This window comes from Donghicola sp. (genome assembly GCF_025210255.1).
Classification (GTDB): Bacteria; Pseudomonadota; Alphaproteobacteria; order Rhodobacterales; family Rhodobacteraceae; genus Donghicola; species Donghicola eburneus.
Map to the genome: position 1 here is coordinate 1 of NZ_JAOARZ010000030.1, position 26,603 is coordinate 26,603.

Below are 26,603 nucleotides of genomic sequence, written 5' to 3' on the forward strand. Positions count from 1 at the left end.
CCCCCCCGGGCCTGCCCGCGCCCCCCCACTGCCGGGTCGGGGATTTCCTTCGCGGGCGGCCGGGGGGCGCCGCCCCCCCCACCCCCGGGGTAATTGGACCAAGATGAATGACTGACGCGTTGAAAGCCCGATTGGTGGCGCAGGCGCGGGCCGAGGGCTTTTCCGAGGTTCGGGTGTGTCGCCCTTGGGACGTGCCGGAGGTTCCGGCGCGTTTGGAGGCGTTTGTCGCGCAGGGCTTTCATGGCCAGATGGGCTGGATGGAAGAGCGGATGTCGTGGCGCGGGGACCCTGCGGCGCTGTGGCCCGAGGCGCGGTCGGTGATTGTGCTGGGGGAAAGCTATACGCCTGAGGACAATCCGATGGACGTGGTGGGGATGCCTGATCGCGGGGCAATTTCCTTCTATGCGCGGGGCAAGGACTACCATGATCTGGTCAAGAAGCGGCTGAAGCGCTTGGCGCGCTGGCTGATTGCCGAGGGTGGCGGCGAGGTGAAGGTATTTGTGGACACGGCGCCGGTGCCGGAGAAGCCTTTGGGGCAGGCGGCGGGTTTGGGCTGGCAGGGCAAGCATACCAATCTGGTCAGTCGGCAGATGGGGAACTGGTTCTTTATCGGGTCGGTGTTTACGACGCTGGATTTGCCCGTGGACGAGCCCGAGGTGGACCATTGCGGGCGCTGCGACCGGTGTTTGCGGGCCTGTCCGACGGATGCGTTTGTTGCGCCCTATCAGATGGATGCGCGGCGTTGCATTTCGTACCTGACCATCGAGCATAAGGGGCCCGTGGACGAGGCGCTGCGCAGGCGCTTGGGGAACCGGATTTACGGGTGTGATGATTGTCTGGCCGCGTGCCCGTGGAACAAGTTTGCCGTGGCGGCCAGTGACATGCGCTATGCGGCCCGCGAGGGGACTGTGGCGCCGCCGTTGCGCGAGTTGGCAGCGCTGGACGATGCGGCGTTTCGCGAGCGGTTCAGTGGCAGTCCGATCAAACGGATCGGGCGCGACCGCTTTGTTCGAAACGTGCTGTATGCCATCGGGAATTCGGGGGATGCGTCGCTGAAAGAGGTGGCCACCGCGCTGTTAACCGACCCCGATGAGGGCGTGGCCGATGCAGCGCGGTGGGCTGCCTTACAACTAGGGTGATTCTATCCTTGTTTCGTGGCGGATACCAGAGGTCTCACTGCGTCGTCATGATAATGTTATAGGGGTTTGCCGAAGGCCTGTGGCGCCCCACATTAGGGACATCCAAGCAAAGAGGAGTGGTCTGTTGGCCAAGTATACCCGTGACCCCGATGTGATCGCCGCGCTGGAGCCTGACGCCTATTACGTGACCCAAGAGAGCGGCACGGAACGGCCCGGCACAGGGCGCTATCTGGGGAACAAGCAAAAGGGCCTCTATGTGGATATCGTCAGCGGGGAGCCGCTGTTCGTGTCCGCGGCCAAATATGAATCGGGCTGTGGGTGGCCGAGCTTTACCCGCCCCGTGAGCGAAGAGTTCATTCAGGAATTGCGTGACACCACGCACGGCATGGTGCGGACCGAAGTGCGGTCGACCTATGGTGATAGCCATTTGGGGCACGTGTTCGATGATGGTCCGCGCGATCAGGGTGGGCTACGGTATTGCATCAACTCGGCGGCGCTACGGTTTGTCCCGCTCGAGGATATGGAGGCCGAGGGGTACGGCGAGTTCGTGCCCTTGGTCGAGAAGGAGTAAGAGATATGGCACAAGAGCGCGCAGTTCTGGCGGGCGGCTGTTTCTGGGGGATGCAGGATCTGATCCGCAAGCTGCCCGGGGTCGAGTCCACCCGCGTCGGCTATACCGGTGGGGATGTACCTAATGCGACCTACCGCAACCATGGCACCCATGCCGAGGGGATCGAGATCCTGTTTGATCCGGCTGTGATCAGCTATCGGCAGCTGCTGGAGTTTTTCTTTCAGATTCACGACCCGACCACGCTGAACCGGCAGGGCAATGATCTGGGCATGAGCTATCGCAGCGCCATCTATTATGTAGATGACGCGCAGAAGGCCGTGGCCGAGGATACGATCGCGGACGTCAACGCGAGCGGCATCTGGCCCGGTACTGTTGTGACCGAGGTGGAGCCGGTCGGCGATTTCTGGGAGGCCGAGCCAGAGCATCAGGATTATCTGGAGCGGTTCCCCAACGGCTATACCTGTCATTTCCCGCGGCCCGACTGGGTGTTGCCCAAGCGCGACGCAGCGGAATGAACGAAAGCCGGCCTCCGGGCCGGTTTTTCTATGTCCGAGGGCCCAAACGAAAGCCCCCCGCGGTGAAGCGGGGGGCCTACTCGTACTTGGGTTACTGGGGATGTGGGTTACTTACCCGTTTCACTCGTTAAAAGCGGTAGGACATCCGGACCTGAGCGGTGGTCGCATCAGCGTCTGTGTTGGTGTCGTCCATATCGATAAAGCGGTGGCGCAGGACTTCGCCGCCGACGGTCACATTGTCGGTGACCTTGTGCTCGTAGCCTAGGCCGACAAAGCCGCCTTCGTTATAGCCAGCCTCTTCGAAGTTGGCGCCCGCTGCACCGGCGGTGATATAGGGCAGGCCTTGGCCCATGTCGTAGCCAGCCTTCAGCTTCAGGCGGGTGACGTCTTGCAGAGTTTCGTCGCCGTCATCCAGTTCGATGTTGCCTGCGTCGAATTCAATGCCTGCACCCAGAACGTATTTGCCGAAGTCATAGTCATAGCCAAGGTGCACACCGCCGAGACCGCCGTTGCCGTCCATGTCGATTGCGCCTTCGTCGGTTTCGACTTTGCCGCCGCCCGCTTGGATACCGCCGTAGAAGCCGGTCCAGTTGCCATCAACGCTGACAGGTTCGGGTGCCACGATGGGCGCGGGTTCGGTGGGCGGGGGGGTCAGCGAGCCAGCCAGAACAGGTGCTGCCGACAGGGCAACGATCGAAGTGAGAGCTGCGGTTTTGATAGCCATGATCTCAACCTTTCTTTCTTTTAAACAAAACAAATCCGCCGGTGTTCGGCGTTGGTGGTTATCTGTGGTGGGATAAGGCATTGTTCAATCACAGGAAAATCACTTGTAAGGCGCGAAGTCGTGACCGGATCGGCGGGAACATGTGCACGGGGTCGGCGAAAAATGCCGATGGCGGGCATGGGGCGCGGGGATTTGGAATAGCGTGTTTGCCGTGGCCGCATGGCTAAAAGCTTGACCGATGGGTCAAAGAGGCGCACTGCCAAGGCATGCCCTACGAAACTTACCAGCCTTTTAAGGCCATTACGCTCAAACTTGTCTCGGTTGTCGCCTTTACCTCTATGGCGGCGATGGTGAAAGCAACAGCGGATGTGGTGCCGACGGGCGAAGCGGTGTTTTTCCGCTCGGCGTTTGCGATGCCGGTTTTGTTCACGTGGCTGTGGATCAGCGGCAGTCTGCGCAGCGGGATCAAAGTGAAAAGCCCGATAGGCCACGTTCTGCGCGGATTGATCGGATCTAGCGCGATGGGCATGAACTTTCTGGCGCTGGGCTTGCTGCCCTTGCCCGAAGTGACGGCGATCGGGTTCGCGGCACCGCTGCTGACTGTGGTCTTTGCCGCACTGCTGCTCAAAGAGCGTGTGGGGCCGTTCCGACTTTCCATGGTGCTGTTGGGTCTGGTCGGGGTGATGATTGTCCTGTCGCCGCGCATGACGCTGGATACGGCTGCGGATGGTGCGGCCTTGGGCGCTGTGTTGGTGTTGTGCTCGGCTGTGGCGCGGGCGCTGGCGCAAATCCAGATCCGCCGTCTGGTCGAGATCGACAACACCACAGCCATTGTGTTCTGGTTCACAGTCACAACCACGGGGCTGTCTCTGCTGACCGCGCCCTTTGGTTGGGTGATGCCAGACCCGATTTCGCTGGGGCTGCTGATCGGGGCGGGGCTGCTAGGGGGGCTGGGGCAAATCCTGATGACCTCGGCCTACCGGTTTGCCGGAGCGGCGCTGGTCGCGCCGTTTGACTACAGCGCGATCATCATGGCGCTGGGGATGGGGTATTTCCTGTTTGACGAGATCCCGACCGTTCAAATGCTGATCGGATCGTGCGTGGTGATCGCGGCTGGGGGCCTGATCATCTGGCGCGAGCACCGTCTGGGTTTGCGGCGCGGCAAAGCCCGTTCTGGCATGACACCGCAGGGATAATACTTAGGTATTATCCGCAATACGTAAGTTTTAATCCTTAATTACAAGACATCCGAATCTACTCCGAACGATATTTGCAAAATGAGACCCATTTTTGTTTGCGTCTGCGCAAAACAAAGTTTGTGGATGTTAGCGGAAAACCTGACCGGTCGGGTAGATCAATCCGGATAAGAAAATCCTTAAATTCAAATATACTTGATTTTCAGGGCGTTACTACGACCCGAAGGACGTCTAATTCCGGATGCTTTTGTATCCGCAGTGGATAATTCGGCGGTCGCGGTGGGGTATGGTGGGGCGACCCGACTGGGTGAAATACGTTCCTAAGGGCAACTTATTATGTCATAGTGGGCCTATCGGTTGAGAGTATATGGTTCCTGGTTTTTCGAAACTCTGACCCGCGCAATGATAACGGTTTTTGCCCTTTTACGGGACGCGCAGGTCGGCAATGAAAAGGAACAAACAATGCGTATTCTTATTGCAGACGACCACGAACTGCTTCGGGATACCCTAGAGCTTTACCTCGAGCAGGAAGGCAACATCGAGACCCGCACCGCCGAGGATCTGGATGGCGCGGTTCAGTTGATCGAAGACGAAGGCGATTTCGATCTGGTCCTGCTGGACTTCAACATGCCCGGGATGAACGGGCTGGAAGGTCTGAAAAAGGTCAAAGCCATGAATGGTGGCCAGCGCGTTGCCCTGATCTCTGGTGTGGCCAGCCGCGATGTGGCCGAGCAGGCACTGGCGGAAAATGCAGCGGGCTTTCTGCCCAAGACCTTGTCGGCCCGTAGCGTCGTTAACGCGGTACGCTTCATGGCAATGGGCGAGCAGTATGCACCGCTCGATTTCATGTCCCAAGAGGACGAAGCCTCTGCGCAGAACCACCCGCTGGCGTCGCAACTGTCGCGTCGTGAGATGCAGGTTCTCGAAGGTCTGAGCGGCGGCCTGTCGAACAAAGAGATTGCTCGCAATCTGGACGTTCGTGAGCCCACTGTTAAGCTGCACGTCAAAACCCTGTACCGCAAAATCGGCGTCCATAACCGGACCCAAGCGGCCTTGATCGCGAAAGAGTCCGGCCTGTTCTAAACAGTTGGGCGCTCACGAGATCAGGGGGGAAAGTAATGACCGCACAGACAGTTACGGCATGGATGCAATGATGCGCCGCGCCGGATCGGGCGAGACCCGGCGGGCTGTTGTTGGATGTGTAGGTGTTGACTGATCGACGCAAAGTCTGCGGCCCGAAGAGGGGCAAGGCAATCTAGCGGGAAACCGCTCTTACAACGAAGTGCTGGTGCAAAGCTCTTTTCGTTGGCCTAATCTGCCCCAGAGCACTAGGTGTGGGCCGATGGATAGACTTTTTCGTTCAGTATTTTCGAGCGCGGTTTTGACAGCGCTTTTCACGACCGCAGCTTGGCCTGCGATTGATATCGATCTCTCCGTATCGGGCGGGGATGACGCATTAGAAGACCGTCTGCGGACTGCGTCGCGCCTCTATGCGGCGAACGAGACCGAAGATGTGACGGCGCAAGATTACGCCGCTGCGGCCTTGGCGGAGTACAACACCATCGTGGGTGTTCTGTACGAAGAAGGCTACTATGGACCGAACGTCAGCGTGCGGCTGGATGGCAACGAGGCCAGCCAGCTGAACCCGTTCCGGTTGCCAGCAGAATTTCAGTCAGCCCAGATCACTGTCGAGACCGGACCGCGCTTTGTGTTCCGCGAGGCAGAGGTGGGGCCGTTGCCCGACGGCACCGAACCGCCCGCAGAGTTCGCGCGCGGCCAAGATGCGCGTCTGGACGTGATCCGCAGCACCGGTCAGGACGCCGTGGATGCGTGGCGCGAGGTGGGTTATGCCAAAGCAGACCTGACCGGACAGCGTATTGTGGCAGATCACCCTGCCGAAGCGCTGGATGTGTCACTGGGAATTACAACGGGGCCGCAGCTGCGGTTTGGCCGTTTGGCCGTCGAAAACAACCGGAATGTGCGCGAAGAGCGTATCCGCGCAATCGCGGGTCTGCCGCGCGGCGAGATTTATGATCCCGCTTTGGTCGCAGATGCGTCGACACGCTTGCGCAATACTGGTGCGTTCAGCGCCGTTGCCATGCGCGAGGCGGACGAGATCCGCGATGGCGATACGCTCGACTTTGCGGTGAATGTGGTCGAAGCCAAGCCACGACGCTTTGGGTTCGGGGCGGAACTGATCTCGGACGAGGGGGTGACGCTGTCCAGCTTCTGGATGCACCGCAACATCCTTGGTGGCGCGGAAAAGCTGCGGTTTGACGTCGAGGTCGCAGGGATCGGCGGAACCACTGGGGGCGAGGATGTAAACCTGACCACCCGTTTCGAACGTCCGGCGACCTTTGACCCGCGCAATATCTTGTTCGTGCAGACCGCGTTGGAGCGCATGAACGAGCCAGAGTATAACAGCGACCAGTTCCGGACCGATGTCGGTATCCTGCGCCGTGCGAGCGATGATCTGACCGTGCAATACGGTGTCGCGTTCCGCCGCGCCACTATTGAGGACAGCGATGGCGAGATCAGCTACAGCCAACTGCTGTTCCCAGTCTCGGCCACTTATGACAAGCGCGAAGGCGGCAGCGACGCGACGGGCGGATATTACCTGAGCGGTGAAGTCATGCCGTTTTACGGGCTGAACGACACGCCAGAGGGCATCCGATCGACTTTTGATGCGCGGACGTATTTCAGCGCGACCGAAACGACGGTGTTTGCCCTGCGCGGTCAGCTTGGCTTTATCGAGGGAGCCAAGGCCGAGGATGTTCCCGCGGACTTCCAGTTCTATTCGGGGGGCGGCGGCACCGTCCGCGGCCAGAACTACCAATCGCTGGGCTATAATGACGGCGGCGGGGCGAGCTTCCTAGGGGCGTCCTTGGAGCTGCGTCAGGGCATCACGGACGCGATCAGCGCGGTTGGCTTTGTCGATTATGGCTTTGTCGGTGGCGAGCTGGGGCTGGACACCGAGGGCGAGGACCACGCGGGTGCAGGTCTCGGCGTGCGGTACAACACACCTATCGGCCCCTTGAGACTGGACGTTGCGACGCCAATGAGCGGTGATGACATTGGCCGTGAATACGAAATCTATATCGGGATCGGACAGGCGTTTTGAGACGGATATTTGCAGCATTTTTGGTGCTGTTGCTGCCCGTTGGGGCAGTGGCGCAGGATGACGACGGCCAAGGCTACCTAGAGCGGCTGTTGCAGGACACTTTGTCCGGAGCAGGACGCGAGGTTCGGATCGAAGGGTTCGAGGGCGCGCTTAGCTCCCGCGCGACCATCGACCGTTTGACCATCGCGGACGATCAGGGCGTTTGGCTGGATGCGACAGGACTGGCGCTGGATTGGAGCCGCGCGGCCCTGCTGCGGGGCCGGATCGAGGTGAACGAGCTGTCCGCCGAGAGCATCTCGATGCCGCGCAAACCGATCTCGAACGAGGTTGATGTTCCCGCACCCGAGGCGACAGCGTTTTCTCTGCCGGATCTGCCTGTGTCGGTAACTGTCGAAACATTGCAGGTGGATCGTGCGGCTTTGGGCGCCGATGTGATTGGTCAGGACGCGGTTATGACCCTGAGTGGGTCGGCACAACTGGCCGATGGCGCGGGCACTGTTTCCCTAAATGCGGAACGTACGGACGGCCCGAACGGTCAGTTCGAAGTCGATCTGGCCTATGATCCCGGTGAAAATACGGCCTCTATTTTGGTGGCCGCGTCAGAGGATGCGGGCGGGATCGTAGCGACTTTGGCGGGTATTCCGCAAAACCCAAGCATTGATCTGCGGATCGAAGGCGAGGGGCCTGCAGACGATCTAACGGTGGATATTGCGCTGCGGACCGACAGTTCGCTGCGTTTGGGCGGGCAGGTGACCCTGCGCGGACAGGCATTGGACGTCGATCTGGGGGGCGATCTGCGCCCCTTGGTCGAGCCGCTATACCACGATTTGCTGGGGGATGACGCGCGGGTTGTCGCTTCGGCGGCCAAGGCGGATGATGGCACGCTCACGCTCGATAATCTGTTGATCGAGGCGCGCGCCGCCAATGTACAGGGCGCGGCTGTGATCGGGCCCTCGGGTCTGCCCCAGAGCATTGAACTCGAAGGTTCCTTGCGGGCACCGGATGGATCGCCCCTGACCTTGGCCGAGGCTGTCACTGTTGAAAGTGTGACGCTCGATGTGAACCACGATGCCGCGTCGAGCGCGGATTGGCAGGGCGAGGTGGTGCTGAACGGCCTCAGCCAAGCGGCTGTGACCCTGCCCAAAGCAGTTCTGACAGGCCGAGGACAGATCACACCGGCGGGCGAGAGTATGCCCCAGACCGTGACGGCCCGCTTTGATTTCGAGACGACGGACCTGCAAATGGCCGACGCGGCGCTTCAGGCGCTGTTGGGGCCACAGGTAACGGGTGCTGTCAGCTTGACCGCTGTCGAGGGACAGCCCTTGGATCTGAGCGATTTGGCGATCAATGCGCTGGCCTTTGTGGCCACGGGGTCTGCGACGATTGATGGTCTGGAGAGCGGATATGACACCAAGCTCGACCTGAACGTGACTGCGGATGATCTGTCCAAAGCGCGAGAGATGGCGGGCTTGGACCTGGATGGCGCAGCCGAGTTTGCGGTGTCGGGGACGGTTGTGCCCTTGTCCGGTGCCTTTGACCTGCGGGCGACGGGGGACACGCGGGCGCTGGAGATTGGCCAAGAGATGCTGGACGGTCTGGTGGGCGGCGATGGCAGTCTGTCGGTCGTGGCACGCCGCGATGAAACGGGCCTGACGATCGACGAACTGCTGGCGAACACGGACGGCGCGCGGGTGCAGGCCAATGGCACTATCGGTAGCGCGGAGACAAATTTCGAGTTTAATACCTTTGTCAAAGATTTCAGCCGGTTGGGTCGGGGCGGTTCTGGCCGAGCAGCTTTGGACGGTGACATTGTTCTGTCGGGCGCAATCCTGAAATCCCTGTTAGTGGACGGTGTTCTGAGCGGACCGAGCGGATTGGTGATCCCCTTGGGCGAGGACCAATTGGCAATGTCGGGAGGCAAAATCGACCTGAGCGCTGGAGATGGACGCTGGAACATCAAGACAGACCTGAGCGGCGTGAACCATCCGCTGGGGGCGGTGGCCGAGGCGCTGATCAAGGGGTCTGGAAGCTACGCGCAAGGCGAGAACGGCATTGTCGAAGCCGTGCGTGGGTCGATCGATGCGGCGCTGAGGGGTTTGAGACCTCAAGATGCTGCGCTGGCGCAGGCTTTGGGGCAGGAGGTCAGTTTCCAAACTTCGTTTGATTACGCCGATGGCAATCCCTTGATGCTGGACCCGCTGCGCTTGCAGGGGGCGGACTACGGGGCCTCGGGCGATGTGTCAGTGGATATGGAAACGCAGATTGCCACAGTCGATCTGACGGCGAATGTGCGGGATGCCTCGCGGTTCTCTGGACTTGCGGGTCGTCAGTTGCGCGGGGCTGCGCAACTCGATGTGGATGGCACGGTGTCTGCGACCGCGGCGGATGTGACGGTGACCGGATCGGGCAGCGGCCTTGATCTGGGGGACCCGCATATCAACGGCGTTCTGGCGGGGCGGTTCGATCTGGACACCCACGTCATCCGTGACGGGAGCAACATCACCATCGAGCGTCTGTCGCTGGATGCTGGTAACCTTAACCTGACAGCGAGCGGGTCCCTGACCGAAGAGGGCAAATCCCTAACCGCGGATGCACGTGTCCCTGATGTGGGGCGGATCAACGGTGACTTCTCTGGCCCTGTTACGGTGAATGCCCAAGTGGGTGGCGACGCTGACACCACGACGATTGATGCCACGCTGACCGGTCCTGCGGGGATGACGACGAATGTGGATGGCGCGATCCTGAGCAACGGAAATCTGGACCTGACGGCAACCGGCGGTGTCCCCTTGGGACTGGCCAATCCGATGATCGCACCGCGCCGCGTGTCGGGAGACGCGCGGTTCGATCTGGCGCTACGGGGCCCTGCGGGACTGGATGCGCTGAGCGGGACCGTGACCCTGTCGGACGGGCTGTTTTCCGAGCCGTCGTCGGGCATTACGCTGAATGATATCGGCGGCACCGCGACCCTTGGTGGCAATCAAGTGCGCTTGGACCTGAACGCAAGCAGCAGTCAGGGAGGCAGCATTGGGGTGAGCGGCACCGTAGGGCTAACCGGCAATTACAACGTTGATGCCAATGTCTCGATCGTGGAACTGACCTTGGTCGATCCGGGTCTGTACGAGGCAACTTTGGGCGGCGATTTGCGGTTCCGGGGTCCTGCTCTGGATGGTGGACGCCTGTCTGGGGACATTACTCTGAGCGAAGCTGAACTGCGTATTCCCGAAACGGGCGCGGGCGCAGCGGGCAGTATTCCGGATATTGAGCATCTCGGGACGCCAGCTGACGTGCGCCGGACCTTGGACAAAGCAGGGCTGTCGACGACAGCGACCCCAGAAGCCGCAGACGAAGGCCCCGGCATCGCCATTCCGCTGGACGTCACGATCAGCGCGCCATCGCGTATCTTTGTCCGTGGTCGTGGGCTGGATGCCGAGCTTGGGGGGCAAATCCGTCTGACCGGCACGACAGCGGATATCATCCCGATTGGTCGTTTCGATTTGGTGCGCGGGCGCTTGCTGCTGCTGGGGCAACGCTTTGACTTTGACGAAGGGTATATCAGCCTCGAAGGGGCCTTGGTTCCTGTAATCCGACTGGTGGTCGAGACCGAGCAAGGCGATGTGATGACCTATATCATCGTAGATGGCGAAGCATCGTCGCCCGAGGTGTCCTTTAGCTCTTCTCCCGAATTGCCCGAGGACGAGGTTCTGGCACAGCTGCTGTTCGGTCGTGACATGAGTCGCCTGTCTGCCTTTCAGGCGCTGCAACTCGCAAATGCGGTGGCGGTTCTGGCTGGGCGCGGCGGCGAGGGGATCGTCTCTAGATTGCGTCAGGGCTTTGATCTGGATGATCTGGATGTGACCACGGATGAACAGGGCAATGCGGCGCTGCGGGCGGGCAAGTACATCTCAGACAACGTCTACACCGATGTCACCGTTGGGGCGACGGGGCAGACGGAGTTGAACCTGAATATCGATATCAGTCCGTCAGTTACGGCGCGCGGTGGTGTGGATAACGATGGCCAGAGTAGCGTCGGGATTTTCTTTGAGCGGGATTATTAATCTTTTGATAACGCTGGTCAGTAAATTTGACGTTTAGAGTGATACGAATAGTTTCCGTTTAGATTGAAGGCAGGCGGGTACCCTGCTAACCAAACTGCTAACTGCAACTAATTGAGGGTCCAGCCCCGGTGTCACTCTTTCTGATCGCTGCTCTACCCTTCATTGGCGCTTTGCTGCCCGGCCTGATGATCCAGGCGGGGCGGAATACCTGTTCGACCTGGACGGGTATTATCTCTCTGTCCGCATTGATTGGCCTGTTGGTCCATGCTCCCGCCGTGCTGCGGGGCGAAGTGATCACGGCCTCGGTCGAATGGATGCCTGCGCTTGGTCTTAACGCTAGTTTCTACCTTGATGGTTTGGGGCTGCTTTTCGGGACGCTGATCCTGGGTATCGGGTGTTTGATCATCCTGTACGCTCGGTTCTATCTGTCCACGAAAGACCCGATGGGGAACTTCTACACCTACCTCCTGCTGTTCCAAGGCGCGATGGTGGGGATTGTCCTGTCGGATAATATCCTGCTTTTGCTGGTTTTCTGGGAGTTGACCTCGCTGTCGTCCTTCCTGCTGATCGGCTATTGGAAGCACTTGCCCGAAGGGCGCCAAGGCGCACGGATGGCTCTGACTGTGACCGGCATGGGCGGTTTGGCCCTAATCGGCGGCATGCTGATGCTGGGGAATATCGCGGGCACCTACGAGCTGACCGAGCTGTTGGAAAAGCGCGATCTGATCCAAGCGGACCCGCTGTACGTTCCGGCGCTGCTCCTGATCCTGTTGGGTGCGTTCACCAAGTCTGCGCAATTCCCCTTCCACTTCTGGCTGCCGCGCGCGATGGCTGCGCCGACGCCTGTGTCGGCCTATCTGCACTCAGCGACCATGGTGAAAGCGGGCCTGTTCTTGATGGCGCGCCTCTATCCCGTGATGTCCGGCACCGCGGAATGGTTCTGGATCGTCACGCTGGCGGGTCTGATCACAATGGTCTTGGGCGCGCTGATCGGCATCTTCCAGAATGACCTGAAGGGGCTGTTGGCCTACTCGACCGTCAGCCATCTGGGCCTGATCACCATGCTGCTGGGCTTTAGCACCGAAGCGGCTGTGATCGGCGCGGTGTTCCACATCATCAACCACGCGACCTTCAAAGCTTCGCTCTTTATGACAGCCGGTATCGTGGATCACGAGGCGCATACGCGCGACATCACCCGATTGGGCGGCTTGCGGCACTTGATGCCGATTACGTTCATCATCTCGGCCGTGGCGTCCCTGTCCATGGCAGGCATTCCGCCCTTCAACGGCTTCTTGTCCAAGGAAATGATGCTCGAGGCTGCTGCGCACACCTATCTGGGGGACAATCACTGGCTGGTGCCTGCTCTGGCGACTTTGGGTGCGCTGTTCTCTGTGGCGTACTCGTTCCGCCTGCTGATCCACACTTGGTTCGGCCCTGTGCGTGATGACTATCCGCACAAGCCTCATGATCCGCCGTTCGGCATGTGGCTGTCGCCTGCGTTCCTTGCCATCCTAGTGGTGATGATTGGTCTCTTTAGCCAAGCATTGGTGGGTCCGCTGGTCGATACGACCGCTGCGTCTGTGATGGGCAATGGTGCGCATCCCCATGCGCATCTGAAGTTGTGGCATGGCGTGACACCTGCACTCTACATGTCGGGAATCGCTGTTCTGGGTGGTCTGGTGCTGTTGGCGCTGTACCGTCCAGCCAACGGACTGTGGCATGCGGCGCCCCGTCCCGATGCCAAGGTTATCTTTGATGCTATCGTGGGCGCTGTATCGTCCGCTGCGGCTTGGATCACCGGAACGCTGCATGATGGCAAACTGACCCGCTATGCGGCGATCTTCTTTATCTTTGCGGTGCTGGCCTCGTGGCATGCCTTTACCGGTGGCCAAGGTGTGAGCCTGCTGCGCGAGCCGATGCAAGCTGACATCATTCCGATCATTGCGTGGTTTGCGCTGATCGTTGGTACAGGCGTCACTGTCTTCTATCACCGTCATCGCCTGCTGGCGCTGGTCGTGCTGGGGATCATTGGCGTCGTGATTTCGCTGTCGTTTAACTACCTGTCCGCGCCTGACCTTGCCTTGACCCAGTTGTCGGTCGAGGTTGTGACCATCGTCTTGCTGCTGCTGGCGCTGAACTTCCTGCCGGAATTCACGCCGCGTGAGAGCAGCACAGCGCGCAAGGCACGCGATCTGATCATCGCGGGCGGTGTTGGCGTGGCAGTCGCCGCGTTGGCCTATACCGTGATGCTGACCGACTTTGCGATGCCCTCGATCGCGGAATACCATCTGGCCAACAGCCACGATCTGGGTGGCGGGGATAACGTGGTGAACGTCATCCTCGTGGACTTCCGTGGCTTTGATACCTTTGGCGAGATCACCGTTCTGGGGATTGCCGCTCTGATCATCTATGGCGTGACCGAAGGGCTCTTGGGGTCCAAAGTGCGCCTGAGCTTGCTGGAGCGTAAGCCGAACCATCCCGTCGCGGGCGACGAGCACCCGCTAATGATGGTGGTCGCGACCCGTCTGCTGCTGCCAATCGCGATCATGGTGGGCGTCTACATCTTCTTGCGGGGTCACAATGATCCAGGGGGCGGCTTCGTCGCCGGTCTGGTCGTCGCGATTGCGCTGCTGATGCAGTACATGGCATCAGGCTATGACTGGGCTGACCAGCGTCAGCGCTATCCCTACCACGCCACAATCGCGAGCGGTGTGATCATCGCAGCGATCACGGGCATTGGGGCGTTCTTTAACAACATGCCGTTCCTGACCAGTGATTACGGGTACTTCCAGTTCCCGCCGCTGGAGAAGTTCGAGCTGGCGACGGCCATGGGCTTTGACCTTGGGGTGTTCCTCGCGGTTGTTGGCGCTGTCATGCTGACCCTGGAAAGCCTGTCGCGTCTGGCCTACCGCCGCGGTGATGTGCCTGATGAATACCCGATGGACATCAACCCATCGCGCCTGCCCAAGAGCGAGGATCACTAACTATGACCATCGAGTTTCTTGTCGCGAGCGCCATTGGTGTGCTGACTGCAGCAGGGATCTATCTGATCCTGCGCTTCCGGACGTTCCCGGTCATTCTGGGAACCTCTTTCCTATCCTATGCTGTAAACATCTACCTGTTCTCGACCGGCCGCTTGATCGTGGGCGCGCCGCCCGTGCTACAAGGATACGGAGACTACACTTACACGGACCCGCTGCCGCAGGCGCTGGTTCTGACTGCCATCGTGATCGGTTTCGGCATGACCGCTGTGGTTCTGATGATCGCCCTTGCGGCGTATCTGTCGGGCGGCCATGACAAAATCGACATGCAAGACGACGACGCATCGGAGGACCGGGCATGAGCCACTGGATCATTACGCCGATCCTGCTGCCGACCCTTCTCGGCGCATTCATTGTTCTGTCCGTTCGCCATCAAGTGGCGCTGCAGCGGGTCTTCTCGCTGGTTGGACTATCGTTGCTGCTGATCAACGCGCTTGGCCTGTTTGTCTATGCCCAAAGCGGGGACATCTGGGTTTACGAGTTGGGGGCTTGGCCTGCGCCCTTTGGCATTGTCATCATGCTGGACCGTCTGTCTGCGTTGATGGTGCTGCTGACGGCTGTGTTGGCAATCTGCGTCATGCTGTATGCCATCGGGTCCGACTGGGACAAACGCGGCAAGCATTTCCACGCGCTTTTCCAGTTCCAGCTGATGGGCGTGATCGGCGCCTTTATGACGGGCGACGCGTTCAACCTGTTCGTCTTCTTCGAGATATTGCTGATCGCCAGCTATGGTCTGATGACCTTTGGCGGGGGGACGCGCCGTCTGCAGGCAGGTACGCAATACGTGATTTACAACCTGCTGGGATCGACCCTGTTCCTGTTTGCTCTGGGGACGCTGTATAACGTCACCGGCACGCTGAACATGGCAGACATGGCAGCCCGCATTGCTGTGCTGGAGCCTGAGCATACAGCGCTCTTGCGCGTCGGTGTGGTCATGGCGCTGATGGTCTTCGCGGTCAAAGCTGCGATCCTGCCACTGCACTTCTGGCTGCCTGAAAGCTATGCCGCAGGCCCGGCGCCGGTTGCTGCCCTGTTCGCGATCATGACCAAGGTTGGCGCCTACGCAATTTTGCGCATGTTCACGCTGGCCTTCCCGCAGGACTCGCCTGCGATCGCAGGCAGCTATGATGTCTGGCTCTTGCCTGTGATCGTTATTTCGCTTGCTGTTGGCATGATCGGTATTCTGGGGGCCAAATCGCTGTCCAAGATGGTGGCTTACGCTGCCATCGGTTCGGTCGGTACCCTGCTGATCGCGATCGCGCTGTTCACTCCCGAAGCGACCGCTGCCGCGATTTACTACGTGGTGCATTCGACGTTGGCGACTGCCGCGCTGTTCCTGATCGTCGATTTGGTCGTCTCCCGCCGCCCACAGTGGCAGGACACCATCCGCGAAGATCGCCCCATGCCGCAAAATGGATTGGTCGCCGCGTTCTACTTTGCCGCCGCGATTGCGATGGCGGGGATGCCGCCGCTGTCCGGCTTCTTGGGTAAGCTGCTGATCCTTGATGCTGCTGTGGGCAACTGGTGGCTTTGGGGCGCGATCTTGATCACCTCGTTGATCGCGATCATGGGCTTTGGTCGCGCCGGTTCGCTGGTGTTCTGGAAGGGCTATGGCCTGCCCGAAACCGACGCGCCTGCTTATGAGCATCCCCGTCAGCCCTTGGCCTTTGTCGCCATTGGGACCCTGATGGCTGGGATCGTTGCGATGACTGTTCTGGCGGGGCCGATGCACCGCTTTGCCATCGCCACCGCAGAGCAACTCTATGACACGGATGCCTATATCTCTGCCGTCATCAACAACACGATGGAAGAGAGCATGGCGCACGAAAAGGATGGCAGCGGTCACGCGCCTGTGGACGAGCATTTGCTTCAGACCGAGGGCGGCGAACATGGCACCGATCATCCGCAAGAGGCCACTGACGGCCACGCAGGGGAGTCCCACTGATGCTGAAACGTATCTTTCCACACCCCTATCTGACGGCTCTGCTAACACTGGTCTGGATGCTGCTCGATAACACTGCCGGTCCGGGCGTGTTCATTGTGGGCCTGATCTTGGGTATCTTTATCCCGATCATCACAGCAGCTTACTGGCCGGATCGTCCCGTTCTGAAGCATCCGATCAAAATTGCGGCCTACGTGCTGATCGTCCTGTATGATATCGTCAAATCGAACATCGACGTGGCGCTGATCGTGCTGTTCAAATCCAACGCAGCGCGCAAGCCCGCTTGGGTTACGGTTCCGCTGGATCTGAAAACGCCCGAAGCGATCACGGTTCTTGCGGGCACCATCACCATGACGCCCGGTACAGTGACTGCTGATGTGTCTGCTCAGGGCAGCGCGCTGCTCGTTCATTGTTTGGACGCGCCCGATCCGGATGCCATACGTGACGACATCAAATCCCGCTACGAAGCTCGCCTGAAGGAGATTTTCGAATGATCATTTCTTACGCTCTCGACTTCGCCTTCATTTGCTTTGGCCTCGGCCTGCTGCTGACTCTCTATCGCGTGATCTTTGCCCCTGGGGTTGGGGATCGCGTTCTGGCGCTGGATACGATGGTGATCAACGCCATCGCCATTCTGGTTCTGCAGGGCATCCAGCAAGGCACCGAAATCTTTTTCGAGGCGGCCATGGTCGTTGCGATGCTGGGTTTTGTGGGCACCGTGGCCTACGCGCGCTTTATGCTGCGCGGCAACATCATCGAATAAGGGGCATTGGATATGGTTGTAGAAATCATTATCGCGGCCTGTTTGGTCATTGCTGGTTTCTTTGGCCTTGTAGGCAGCTTTGGCCTGATCAAGCTGGATCACCCCATGGCGCGTCTGCACGCCCCAACCAAAGCGACCACGCTTGGGGTTGGCGGCGTTCTGATCGCGTCGGTGATCTATTCCTTTGCCTTCGAAGAACATGGCTCGTTGCACGAACTGCTGATCACGCTTTTCCTGTTTATCACCGCGCCGATTACCGCCAATTTCATTTCCAAGGCCTATCTGCACCGTCACGAGCTTGAGGAAGAGCTGCCCGAGCCGAATGGTGACACGAACTGGGCCACCTTGGAGCGTCCCGAGTGGAGCCCCGAGCCGGAGAAAACCCAAGAGGGCTGATCCTTGCTGACATCGCTGCCTGACACCCGCGATCTGGCTTTTGTTGGCGGGGGGCATGCCCATGCCTTGGTGCTGCGGATGTGGGGGATGAACCCGCTTCCGGGCGTTCGGCTGACAGTGATCGACCCGCAGGCGGCAGCGCCCTATACCGGTATGCTGCCCGGGCATATTGCGGGCCATTACTCACGCGAAGAGCTGGATATTGATCTGGTGCGCTTGGCGCGGTTCGCGGGCGCGCGTCTGATCCAAGGGCGGGCGGTGGCAATGGACCTCTCTGAACAGGTCGTCACGGTCGAAGGCTATGGCGCGGTGCCGTATGATGTCGCCTCTGTCGATGTGGGGATCACCTCTGACATGCCTGCGATTCCGGGGTTTTCCGAACACGGCGTCGCAGCGAAACCTTTGGGACGCTACTCGGCCGAGTGGGCGGATTTCTTGAAACAAGGCGGTGGCGATGTAGCGGTCATCGGGGGCGGTTTGGCCGGTGTCGAGCTGTCGATGGCGATGTCCCATGCCTTGGGCTCCCGAGGGCGAGTATCCTTGATCGAGCGTGGGACGGTTCTTGCCGAGCAGTCTGATCGTCATCAACGCATCCTACGCAAAGAGCTAGAGCGTTGGGGCGTTGCATTGCACGAACAGGCGAACATCGCTCAGGTGCAATCCGACTGTGTTCTGCTAGACGACGACACGCGCGTTCCTGCGAACATGACTGTAGGCGCGGCTGGCGCGCGCCCGCATGACTGGCTGGCTCAGACTGGATTGGCATTGGAGTGGGGCTTTATTCGTGTGGATGCGCACCTGCGGACAAGTGATCCAAAAGTCTTCGCTTGTGGTGATTGCTGCCATCAGGACCCCAGTCCGCGGCCCAAAGCAGGGGTCTACGCGGTCCGCGCCGCGCCCATACTTCTAAATAACCTGAAGGCGGCCTTGGGGGCCGGTCAGGTAAAAGCGTTTCGCCCGCAGAAGACGTTTCTGAAGCTGATCTCGCTGGGGGATAAGCGGGCTTTGGCGGACAAGGGCGGGTTTGGGCCGCAAGGTGCCTTGATGTGGAAATGGAAGGACCACATTGACCAGAAATTCATGAACATGTTCCGCGATTTGAAGCCGATGGCAGGCCTTGCTGTGCCTGCGCAGGTCGCGGATGGCGTGCGAGAGGAGTTGGGTGGCGGAAAACCCCTGTGTGGCGGCTGCGGAGCCAAGGTCGCCGCGGGCCCCTTGCGCGCGGCCTTGGCGAATGTGACGCCGACCAGCCATCCCGATTTGGTCACGGGGCCAGGGGATGACGCGGCAATTGTCCAGATGGGCGAGGTCACTCAAGTGATCACCACTGACCATCTGCGCGCGTTTTGGGAGGACCCAAAGGTCTTTGCCCGTATCACGACCATCCATGCTTTGGGCGACATCTTTGCCATGGGCGCGCGGCCCCAAACGGCCTTGGTCAACCTGACGCTTCCGCGAATGTCCCCGCGCCTGCAAGAGCGGCGGCTGGCCGAGGTGATGGAAGGCATCACCGGCGCTCTGGCGGAATGCGGTGCGGCGTTGGCGGGCGGGCATACGACATTGGGGGCGGAACTGTCTCTGGGTTTGACGTTGACCGGCATTCTCGATGGTCCTGCGCGGACCAAGGCAGGGGCCCAGGTTGGCGATGCGCTGATTCTGACGCGGCCGTTGGGCTCGGGGGTGATCATGGCGGCCGAGATGCAGCTGGCGGCTGATGGGCGCGATGTGGCCGCGCTGCTCAGGGCGCAGGTCGAACCCCGTACGGCAGAGGCAAACGCGCTGCATGGTGTGCATGCTTTGACCGACGTGACCGGTTTTGGTTTGGGGGGACATTTGGGCGAGATGCTAGAGGCAAGCAGGTGCGGCGCGGTGATCGACCTGTCTGCAGTGCCCGCCTATTCTGGCGCGCGGGAGTTGCTGGCGCGGGGGCAGAAATCGAGCCTGCATGATCTGAACAGGACTGCGGCGCCAATTGATGGACTGATCCACCCAGAGGCCGAGATCCTGTACGACCCCCAGACGGCGGGCGGGTTCCTAGCTGCGGTACCACAGAGCGATGTGCCAGCCTTGATCGCAGTATTGAAGGCCACCGGCGCACAGCCCGCAGTGATTGGGGAATGCGTCGCGGGACCTGCGCGGTTTACTCTGCGCTAAGGCTCAGGCATTTCTCAGCGGCGCGGTCTAGTGCTGCTGTGTCGATCGCATCGCCAAGGTGAATCCGGCCCAGCAGGGTGTGCGGATAGCGGTTTGCTGATTTTTCGTAGCGGCTGTCGTAGTGCTGCTCCATCAACTCAGCCGCGAGCGTGCTAAAGGCGCCAACCTTGGCCAGCTCCATCCAGTGGTCGACCAGCTCGCGGCTTTGGAAGCTCCGAAGGGGCTCCATCCGTGCCATCAGTGCCTCTGGGTCGTCGATTAGATCGGCATAGGCACGGGTCAGATATTCGGCGCGGGCGGGAATGCTGGCGTCGATACGAATCCGCGGGGCTGCACACATGGCGGTCCAGACCGATGGGGGCACGAGGCGGTCGCCAATGCGGCTGGACTCGGCCTCGACATACACGGGTTTTGAGGGATCAAGGTGCGCGAGCTGCATGGCCAGTTCGCCCTCGGCCTTCTTTTGGCTGGGTTGGGGGTGGCCAACGGCACCAAGCAGCGATCCACGGTGAGCGTAGATGCCTTCGAGGTCGATGACCTGAGCGCCGGCGGACTTTAGATGCGTCAAAATATCCGTTTTTGCGGTGCCCGTGGGGCCATCGATCAAGATGAATTTGTGGGGGATCGGCTCGTCATGCATGCTTCTGACGATCAAACGACGGTAGCTTTTGTAGCCCCCATCAATCAGACCGACGCGCCATCCGACCTGCGACAGGATTGTCGCGAACGAGCCAGAGCGCTGACCGCCACGCCAGCAATAGACCAGCGGGCGCCAGCCGCCTTGGTAATCGTGAAGCGTTTCCTCAAGATGGCGGGCGACGTTTTTGGCGACCAGTGCGCCCCCGATCTTGCGTGCGTCAAAAGGGCTGACCTGCTTGTAGATTGTGCCGACGCGGGCCCGCTCTTCGTCATCAAGGACGGGTAGGTTGATTGCGCCGGGCAGGTGATCCTCGGCGAATTCGGCAGGGGCGCGGGCGTCGATGATCGTGTCATACGGCAGGTCGCGCAGGTCGGTGAGGGCGTTCAGGGTCAGCTTCATGGCGGTGCAATCTAGTGGTTTTGCGGGCGGGGGCTAGCCCAGAAACGAAAAGCGCCCGCCGCGCTCTGCCGCAAGGGCAGGCTTGGCGGGCGCTGTCATGGCCGTGGGGCCATGACGGATTAGCTACGCACCAGAGCTTCGTACTCTTCGGCGATGTTGCGTGTGATGTCACCAACGGTGAATGTGTAGTCACCGATCTGGCCCACGGGGGTCACTTCGGCAGCCGTGCCGGTCAGCCAGCACTGTTCGAAATCGGCCAGTTCTTCGAGCATAATGCGGCGTTCGTGCACGGTGATGCCCTTGGCTTTGAGCATGTCGATGACGGTCTGGCGGGTGATGCCGTTCAGGATCGCGTCCGGGATCGGTGTGTGTACTTCGCCGTCCTTGACGAAGAAGATGTTCGCGCCGGTCGCTTCGGCCACGTAGCCACGGTAGTCCATGAACAGCGCATCCGAGCAGCCTTTGGCCTCGGCCGCGTGCTTGGACATGGTGCAGATCATGTATAGACCGGCCGCCTTGGCAGCGGTGGGGATGGTTTCAGGCGAGGGGCGCTTCCACTTGGCGATGTCGAGTTTCGCGCCCTGCATTTTGGCGTCGCCATAGTAGGCACCCCATTCCCAAGCGGCAACTGCCATGCGCACAGGGTTCTTTGAGGACGCGACACCCATGTCTTCGCCCGCGCCGCGCCACGCAACAACTCGCACATAAGCGTCGGTCAGGCCGTTCGCTTCGAGAACCGCTTTCTTGGCTTCTTCGATCTGCTCAACGGTGTAGGGGATCGGCATGTCGAGCAAGCCGCCGGACGCAAGCAGGCGCTCCGAGTGCTCGATCGATTTGAAGATTTTGCCGTTGTAGCAGCGCTCGCCCTCGAACACCGAGGACGCATAGTGCAGGGCGTGGCTCAGAATGTGGACGTTCGCATCACGCCATTCCACAAGCTGGCCGTCCAGCCAGATTTTCCCGTCACGATCATCATATGCGCCAGCCATCTTCGGCATCCTTCTTTCATCACGAAATTTGCGAAAGTTGCGCCAGTTTGGTCCGGTGGGGACATAAAGTTGCGCAAATTCGAGGATTCGCTAACAGTCTGCTCTTGGAATGTCAACAAGGCTGACTTAAAAACGAAGGGCAAACGACCAAGCGAGGGGACCCCGATGGAAGAGCGAGGACATCCCGGTTTACACAGTGGCGAGAGCCTTCTGTTTCTGACCGATGAGCAACTGCGCAAAGGCATCGAGGCAATGTTCTTTGCTTATCGCGGGTTTACGGCAGATCCGGACCGAATCCTGAGCGGGATGGAGTATGGGCGGGCCCACCACCGCGCCATTCACTTTATTAACCGAAGCCCCGGGACCACTGTTAACAATCTGTTGAACACCCTCGGCGTGACCAAGCAATCGTTGAACCGCGTGCTGCGGACCTTGATTGCCGACGGGCTTGTTGAGTCGCGTGTGGGCGAGAAAGACAAGCGCGAGCGGCATCTCTATCTGACGCCCGAAGGCGAGGGGTTGGAGCAAAGGCTGTCCGATGCGCAGCGTGCGCGTATGCGCGCAGCCTACCGTGCGGCGGGTCCCGAAGCTGTGGCTGGCTTTCGTACTGTTCTCGAGGCTATGATGGACCCCGACATGCGACGCCAATACCTGTCGCTGCGGGAGGAGAATTCATGAGCGAACCAGCGCCCCACATCCTGATTGTCGATGATGACGAGCGTATTCGGGGTTTGCTTCAGAAGTTTCTGGCACGAAATGGCTTTCTCGTGACGACCGCCCGCGATGCTGCTCATGCGCGCCGCATCCTTGGTGGGCTTGATTTCGACTTGATCGTGATGGACGTGATGATGCCCGGCGAGGATGGCGTCAGCATGACGAAATCCCTGCGCGAGGATCGGATGACGCCGATCCTGCTGCTGACGGCCAAGGGCGAGACCGAGGATCGGATCGCGGGCCTCGAGGCGGGCGCGGATGACTACCTGCCCAAACCGTTCGAGCCCAAAGAGCTGCTGCTGCGCATGAACGCCATTCTGCGCCGGATGCCCGAGCCTGTGGAAACCGATGCCGCACCTAAGCTGCTGCAACTGGGGCCCGTGCGCTATGACATCGACCGCGGCGAGATGTGGCAGGGCGACACGCCCGTGCGTCTGACCGCGACCGAGGCGCAGCTAATGCGGATTTTCGCTGCCCAACCGGGCGAGGCTTTGACCCGTACAAAGCTGGTCGAGGAACTGGGTCGCGACAAAGGTCAGGCACAGGAACGCGCTGTGGACGTCCAGATTACCCGCCTGCGCCGCAAGCTGGAAGAAGACCCCAAGCAGCCGCGCTACCTGCAGACTGTGCGCGGGGCAGGATACATGCTCGCGCCGGATTAACTCTGCTCTGGTTTGGACTGGACAGGGCGCGGGACTCGACCCATCTCAGGGAATGTGATTTTACAAAGACAGCCGCCGCGTGCGGCTGAACCGGAAATTTATAGGGGCCTTCCGATGACCACCGATACACCTGTCAACGAACTCAGCTTCGAAGCCGCCATGACCGAATTAGAAAAGGTCGTCGGTCAGCTGGAAAACGGTCAGGTCCCGCTGGAAGAATCGATCACCCTGTACCAGCGCGGCGCAGAGCTGAAGAAGCATTGCGAAGCCAAGCTGAAGGCCGCAGAGGAAAAGGTCGCGCAGATCACCTTGGACGGCGACGGCAACCCCACGGGTCTGAAGGCCGCCGAAGGTCTCTGATCCCCGATGCAGCAGTTTCTAGATGGGCAGGCGCGGGCGAAATCCGCGATCCAGTCCGAGTTTGACCGTATCTTTGCGGGCCTGCCGAGCGAGCCTGTGCATCAGGCCATGGCGCACGCGGTTCTGAACGGCGGCAAGCGCCTGCGCGGGTTCTTGGTTCTCGAAGGGGCGCGTCTGCACGACATCGATCCCGCCCGTGCGATCTTGCCCGCCTGCGCGATCGAGGCGCTGCACGCCTATTCTCTGGTCCATGACGATTTGCCCTGCATGGACGATGACGACCTGCGCCGTGGTCAGCCCACAGTTCATATCAAGTGGGACGAGGCGACCGCCGTTCTGGCCGGTGACGCCCTGCAAACACTGGCGTTTGAACTGTGCGCCGACCCCGCCGTTGGCCCTGCCGAGGCGCGTGCGGATCTTTGTCTGACACTTGCTCGTGCTTCGGGTGCTCAGGGGATGGTCTACGGTCAGGCGCTCGATATCGCCGCCGAAACCGCCGACACGCCGCTGAACCTTGAACAGATCACCAAGCTGCAAGATGGCAAAACCGGCGCCCTGATCCAGTGGTCCGCCGAGGCTGGTGCCCGTCTGGCGCAGGCCGACGTGACCCCGCTTGGGACCTACGCCAAGGCGCTCGGCCTTGCGTTCCAGATCGCTGACGACATACTTGATGAAACTGGGGACGAGGCCAAGGCTGGCAAGCGCCTGCAAAAGGATGCTGAGGCGGGCAAAGCGACCTTCGTGTCCTTGCTAGGGCTGGATGGCGCACGCCAACGCGCAACCGATCTGGTGACGCAGGCCTGCGACGCTCTATCTCCTTATGGAAAACAGGCCGAAAGCTTGCGGGAAGCAGCCCGTTTCGTTATCTCCCGCGAAAGCTGAAACGCCCCCAAGGAGGCGCGCCCTTATGTCGAACCGTCCCGAGACGCCATTGCTGGACCAGATCACGACCCCTTCGGACATGAAGGGCCTGTCGGATGCACAGCTGAAACAGTTGGCGCGCGAAGTGCGGGCCGAGACGATTAGCGCGGTCTCTGAAACCGGCGGGCATCTTGGTGCGGGGCTCGGCGTCGTCGAGTTGACCGTCGCGCTGCACGCGATCTGGGACACGCCCAAGGACAAGATCATCTGGGACGTAAGCCACCAGTCCTACCCTCACAAAATCCTGACCGGCCGCCGCGATCGTATCCGCACGCTGCGCCAAAAGGGCGGTTTGTCTGGATTTACCAAGCGTTCAGAAAGCCCCTATGACCCCTTTGGCGCGGCGCATTCCAGCACCTCGATCAGTGCTGCTTTGGGCTTTAGCGTGGCGCGTGATCTGGGAGGCAACTGCCCCGAAGGCTTGGGTGACGGCATCGCTGTGATCGGGGATGGTTCGATCAGCGCAGGCATGGCTTATGAGGCGATGAACAACGCCGGCCACCTGAAAAAGCGTCTGATCGTTATTCTTAATGACAACGAGATGTCGATTGCGCCTCCCGTGGGCGCGATGTCGTCCTATCTGTCGAAACTCTATGCCGAGCGTCCCTTCCATGACTTGAAAGAGGTCGCCAAGGGCGCGGTCGGCTTCCTGCCTGAACCCTTCCGTGAGAGCGCCAAGCGTGCCAAAGACATGCTGAAGGGCATGGCGACGGGCGGCACTTTGTTCGAGGCTTTGGGCTTTAGCTATGTTGGCCCCATTGATGGCCACGACATGGACCAGCTGCTGCCTGTTCTGCGCACCGTCCATGACCGCGCAACAGGCCCGATCCTGATCCACGTCCTGACCCAGAAGGGCAAGGGTTATGCCCCCGCCGAGGCTGCCGCTGACAAAGGTCACGGTGTGTCGAAATTCGATGTGGTCACCGGCAAGCAGAAGAAAACCCCCTCGAACGCGCCAAGCTATACCGGCGTGTTTTCCAAGGCACTGTTGGACGAGGCCGCGCGCGACACCAAGGTCTGTGCCGTCACTGCTGCGATGCCTGATGGCACTGGCCTGAAGCAGTTTCAGGACCGCTATCCCAGCCGCTGCTTTGACGTGGGTATCGCTGAACAGCACGCTGTAACCTTTGCCGCAGGTTTGGCGGCGGGCGGTTTGCGTCCGTTCTGCGCTCTCTATTCGACGTTCCTGCAGCGTGGCTATGACCAAGTGGTTCACGATGTGGCGATCCAGCGCCTGCCTGTCCGTTTCGCCATCGACCGCGCGGGTCTGGTGGGTGCCGATGGCGCGACCCATGCTGGCGCGTTCGACACCGCGTTCCTGGCCAACTTGCCCGATTTCGTCGTCATGGCGGCGGCGGACGAAGCCGAACTGGTCCACATGGTCGCCACCGCAGCGGCCTATGATCAGGGTCCGATCAGCTTCCGCTATCCTCGTGGGGAGGGCACGGGCGTCGAGATGCCCGAGCGCGGCGAGATTCTAGAAATCGGCAAGGGCCGCATGATCCGCGAGGGCAAGGGCGTCGCGATCCTGTCTTTTGGCACTCGTCTGCAAGAGGTCATGCAAGCCTGCGAAGCGCTGGACGCGCGGGGCATCAGCCCGACAGTGGCCGATGCGCGCTTTGCCAAGCCGCTGGACCGCGACCTGATCCTGAAGCTGGTGGAGACCCACGATGCCCTGATCACCGTCGAAGAGGGCGCGATTGGCGGGTTTGCCAGCCATGTCTCGCATCTGTTGGCTGAAGAGGGCGTATTCGACCGCGGCTTCAAATTCCGCAGCATGGTTCTGCCTGATATCTTTATTGACCAGGCGAACCCTCGCGACATGTACGCGGTCGCTGGCCTCAACGCCGAAGACATTGAGGCCAAAGTGCTGGAAGTCATGGGCGTCGAGACGCTGGGAAAACGGGCCTAAGCTTCGTTCGGATCAAACGAGTGGTGGACGTGAAACGCCCGCCACGATCCCTTTTGCATCTTCAGACAGAACGTACTGCGCACGCCCGGTTTCGGTGCAGACCCGTAGCGCAGGGTTGCCGACAGCGTCGCGGTATCTCCGTGGAACCAGACCTGCGGGTTGTCGATCGCTAGTTGTTCAATCGTCCCGTTGTTGAAGAACGCCTGAACAGCCGTCAGATGGGCAGGTAGCTCGTCACTGTCGTTTCCGGCGTGATTGTCCCAGAACCGCACCTGATCCTCGGTATAGCAGTCCTTCAACGCGTCGATGTCGCGCGCGTAGAAGGCGTTGTTGTAGCGCTCCAGAAAACTCAGGACCGAACTGCACGGATCCTCGACCGATAGCGATTT

At 60.4% G+C, this 26,603-nt stretch carries 23 protein-coding genes; 19 read left to right on the forward strand and 4 right to left on the reverse strand.

The genetic code is table 11. The annotated features are described in order from the left end of the window. Positions 1-107: 107 nt before the first annotated feature. The 3 genes from queG to msrA all read left to right on the forward strand — a co-directional run bounded on the left by queG (position 108) and on the right by msrA (position 2,225). Complete coding sequence (queG, locus tag N4A58_RS14870; protein ID WP_293710931.1) at positions 108-1,139, forward strand: tRNA epoxyqueuosine(34) reductase QueG; 1,032 nt, start codon at positions 108-110, stop codon at positions 1,137-1,139. A gap of 124 nt (positions 1,140-1,263) precedes the next feature. Then, positions 1,264-1,710 carry a peptide-methionine (R)-S-oxide reductase MsrB gene (msrB, locus tag N4A58_RS14875; RefSeq protein ID WP_293710933.1) on the forward strand — a complete coding sequence of 149 codons (447 nt, stop codon included), beginning with the start codon at positions 1,264-1,266 and terminating at the stop codon, positions 1,708-1,710. A gap of 5 nt (positions 1,711-1,715) precedes the next feature. After that, positions 1,716-2,225, forward strand: coding sequence for a peptide-methionine (S)-S-oxide reductase MsrA (gene msrA / locus N4A58_RS14880; RefSeq protein ID WP_072708653.1), 510 nt, complete (start codon positions 1,716-1,718; stop codon positions 2,223-2,225). Between the two features lie 127 nt (positions 2,226-2,352). Here msrA and N4A58_RS14885 read toward each other — a convergent pair whose 3' ends face one another. Continuing rightward, positions 2,353-2,949 (reverse strand): outer membrane beta-barrel protein, encoded by a 597-nt coding sequence (locus N4A58_RS14885; protein ID WP_293710936.1) that lies wholly within the window; start codon positions 2,947-2,949, stop codon positions 2,353-2,355. A 266-nt stretch (positions 2,950-3,215) separates the two neighbouring features. On the opposite strand from N4A58_RS14885, the gene N4A58_RS14890 reads away from it, so the two are divergent. From N4A58_RS14890 to selD, 11 genes are all read left to right on the forward strand, one after another. Continuing rightward, positions 3,216-4,145, forward strand: a complete 930-nt coding sequence (locus N4A58_RS14890; RefSeq protein WP_293710938.1) for a DMT family transporter — start codon at positions 3,216-3,218, stop codon at positions 4,143-4,145. Between the two features lie 462 nt (positions 4,146-4,607). Continuing rightward, on the forward strand, positions 4,608-5,228 hold the full coding sequence (locus N4A58_RS14895) for a response regulator transcription factor (protein ID WP_293710940.1): 621 nt from the start codon (positions 4,608-4,610) through the stop codon (positions 5,226-5,228). A gap of 298 nt (positions 5,229-5,526) precedes the next feature. Beyond that, the gene (locus N4A58_RS14900; protein WP_293710942.1) at positions 5,527-7,266 is read left to right on the forward strand and encodes an autotransporter assembly complex family protein; all 1,740 of its coding nucleotides are present in this window, start codon (positions 5,527-5,529) and stop codon (positions 7,264-7,266) included. Continuing rightward, complete coding sequence (locus N4A58_RS14905; RefSeq protein WP_293710944.1) at positions 7,263-11,321, forward strand: translocation/assembly module TamB domain-containing protein; 4,059 nt, start codon at positions 7,263-7,265, stop codon at positions 11,319-11,321. Before N4A58_RS14900 ends, N4A58_RS14905 begins: the two co-directional genes overlap by 4 nt. Positions 11,322-11,449: 128 nt before the next feature. Continuing rightward, complete coding sequence (locus tag N4A58_RS14910) at positions 11,450-14,305, forward strand: monovalent cation/H+ antiporter subunit A (RefSeq protein WP_293710946.1); 2,856 nt, start codon at positions 11,450-11,452, stop codon at positions 14,303-14,305. 8 nt (positions 14,306-14,313) lie between these two features. Next, positions 14,314-14,664 carry a Na+/H+ antiporter subunit C gene (locus N4A58_RS14915; protein WP_072709401.1) on the forward strand — a complete coding sequence of 117 codons (351 nt, stop codon included), beginning with the start codon at positions 14,314-14,316 and terminating at the stop codon, positions 14,662-14,664. Then, complete coding sequence (locus N4A58_RS14920) at positions 14,661-16,307, forward strand: monovalent cation/H+ antiporter subunit D (RefSeq protein ID WP_293710948.1); 1,647 nt, start codon at positions 14,661-14,663, stop codon at positions 16,305-16,307. The genes N4A58_RS14915 and N4A58_RS14920 overlap by 4 nt, the downstream gene beginning before the upstream one ends. Further along, positions 16,307-16,798 (forward strand): Na+/H+ antiporter subunit E, encoded by a 492-nt coding sequence (locus N4A58_RS14925; RefSeq protein ID WP_293710950.1) that lies wholly within the window; start codon positions 16,307-16,309, stop codon positions 16,796-16,798. Before N4A58_RS14920 ends, N4A58_RS14925 begins: the two co-directional genes overlap by 1 nt. After that, positions 16,795-17,067, forward strand: a complete 273-nt coding sequence (locus N4A58_RS14930) for a K+/H+ antiporter subunit F (RefSeq protein ID WP_177218583.1) — start codon at positions 16,795-16,797, stop codon at positions 17,065-17,067. The genes N4A58_RS14925 and N4A58_RS14930 overlap by 4 nt, the downstream gene beginning before the upstream one ends. Positions 17,068-17,073: 6 nt before the next feature. Then, positions 17,074-17,463 (forward strand): Na+/H+ antiporter subunit G, encoded by a 390-nt coding sequence (locus N4A58_RS14935; protein WP_072708628.1) that lies wholly within the window; start codon positions 17,074-17,076, stop codon positions 17,461-17,463. Between the two features lie 3 nt (positions 17,464-17,466). Next, the gene (selD, locus tag N4A58_RS14940) at positions 17,467-19,617 is read left to right on the forward strand and encodes a selenide, water dikinase SelD (protein ID WP_293710953.1); all 2,151 of its coding nucleotides are present in this window, start codon (positions 17,467-17,469) and stop codon (positions 19,615-19,617) included. Here selD and mnmH read toward each other — a convergent pair. Both mnmH and N4A58_RS14950 read right to left on the reverse strand, forming a co-directional pair. Further along, on the reverse strand, positions 19,604-20,656 hold the full coding sequence (gene mnmH, locus N4A58_RS14945; RefSeq protein ID WP_293710955.1) for a tRNA 2-selenouridine(34) synthase MnmH: 1,053 nt from the start codon (positions 20,654-20,656) through the stop codon (positions 19,604-19,606). The two genes, selD and mnmH, sit on opposite strands and share 14 nt — an antisense overlap. A 119-nt stretch (positions 20,657-20,775) precedes the next feature. Then, positions 20,776-21,645: a branched-chain amino acid aminotransferase gene (locus N4A58_RS14950; RefSeq protein WP_293710957.1), complete on the reverse strand. Its 870-nt coding sequence runs from the start codon at positions 21,643-21,645 to the stop codon at positions 20,776-20,778. A 165-nt stretch (positions 21,646-21,810) separates the two neighbouring features. Here N4A58_RS14950 and N4A58_RS14955 point away from each other — a divergent pair, with 165 nt between their 5' ends. The 5 genes from N4A58_RS14955 (at position 21,811) to dxs (ending at position 26,214) form a co-directional block, all read left to right on the forward strand. Further along, positions 21,811-22,323: a MarR family transcriptional regulator gene (locus tag N4A58_RS14955; protein WP_072708619.1), complete on the forward strand. Its 513-nt coding sequence runs from the start codon at positions 21,811-21,813 to the stop codon at positions 22,321-22,323. After that, entirely contained in the window at positions 22,320-23,021 is a 702-nt protein-coding gene (locus N4A58_RS14960) for a response regulator (RefSeq protein ID WP_072708617.1), read from the forward strand. The genes N4A58_RS14955 and N4A58_RS14960 overlap by 4 nt, the downstream gene beginning before the upstream one ends. Positions 23,022-23,135: 114 nt before the next feature. Continuing rightward, positions 23,136-23,381 (forward strand): exodeoxyribonuclease VII small subunit, encoded by a 246-nt coding sequence (locus N4A58_RS14965; RefSeq protein ID WP_293710960.1) that lies wholly within the window; start codon positions 23,136-23,138, stop codon positions 23,379-23,381. A gap of 6 nt (positions 23,382-23,387) precedes the next feature. Beyond that, positions 23,388-24,263, forward strand: a complete 876-nt coding sequence (locus N4A58_RS14970) for a polyprenyl synthetase family protein (RefSeq protein WP_293710962.1) — start codon at positions 23,388-23,390, stop codon at positions 24,261-24,263. A 25-nt stretch (positions 24,264-24,288) separates the two neighbouring features. Then, entirely contained in the window at positions 24,289-26,214 is a 1,926-nt protein-coding gene (dxs, locus tag N4A58_RS14975; RefSeq protein WP_293710964.1) for a 1-deoxy-D-xylulose-5-phosphate synthase, read from the forward strand. Here the strand turns inward: dxs and N4A58_RS14980 are convergent. Beyond that, a complete protein-coding gene (locus N4A58_RS14980; RefSeq protein WP_293711005.1) occupies positions 26,211-26,567 on the reverse strand; it encodes a nuclear transport factor 2 family protein in 357 nt (118 codons plus the stop codon). The two genes, dxs and N4A58_RS14980, sit on opposite strands and share 4 nt — an antisense overlap. Positions 26,568-26,603 lie beyond the last annotated feature (36 nt).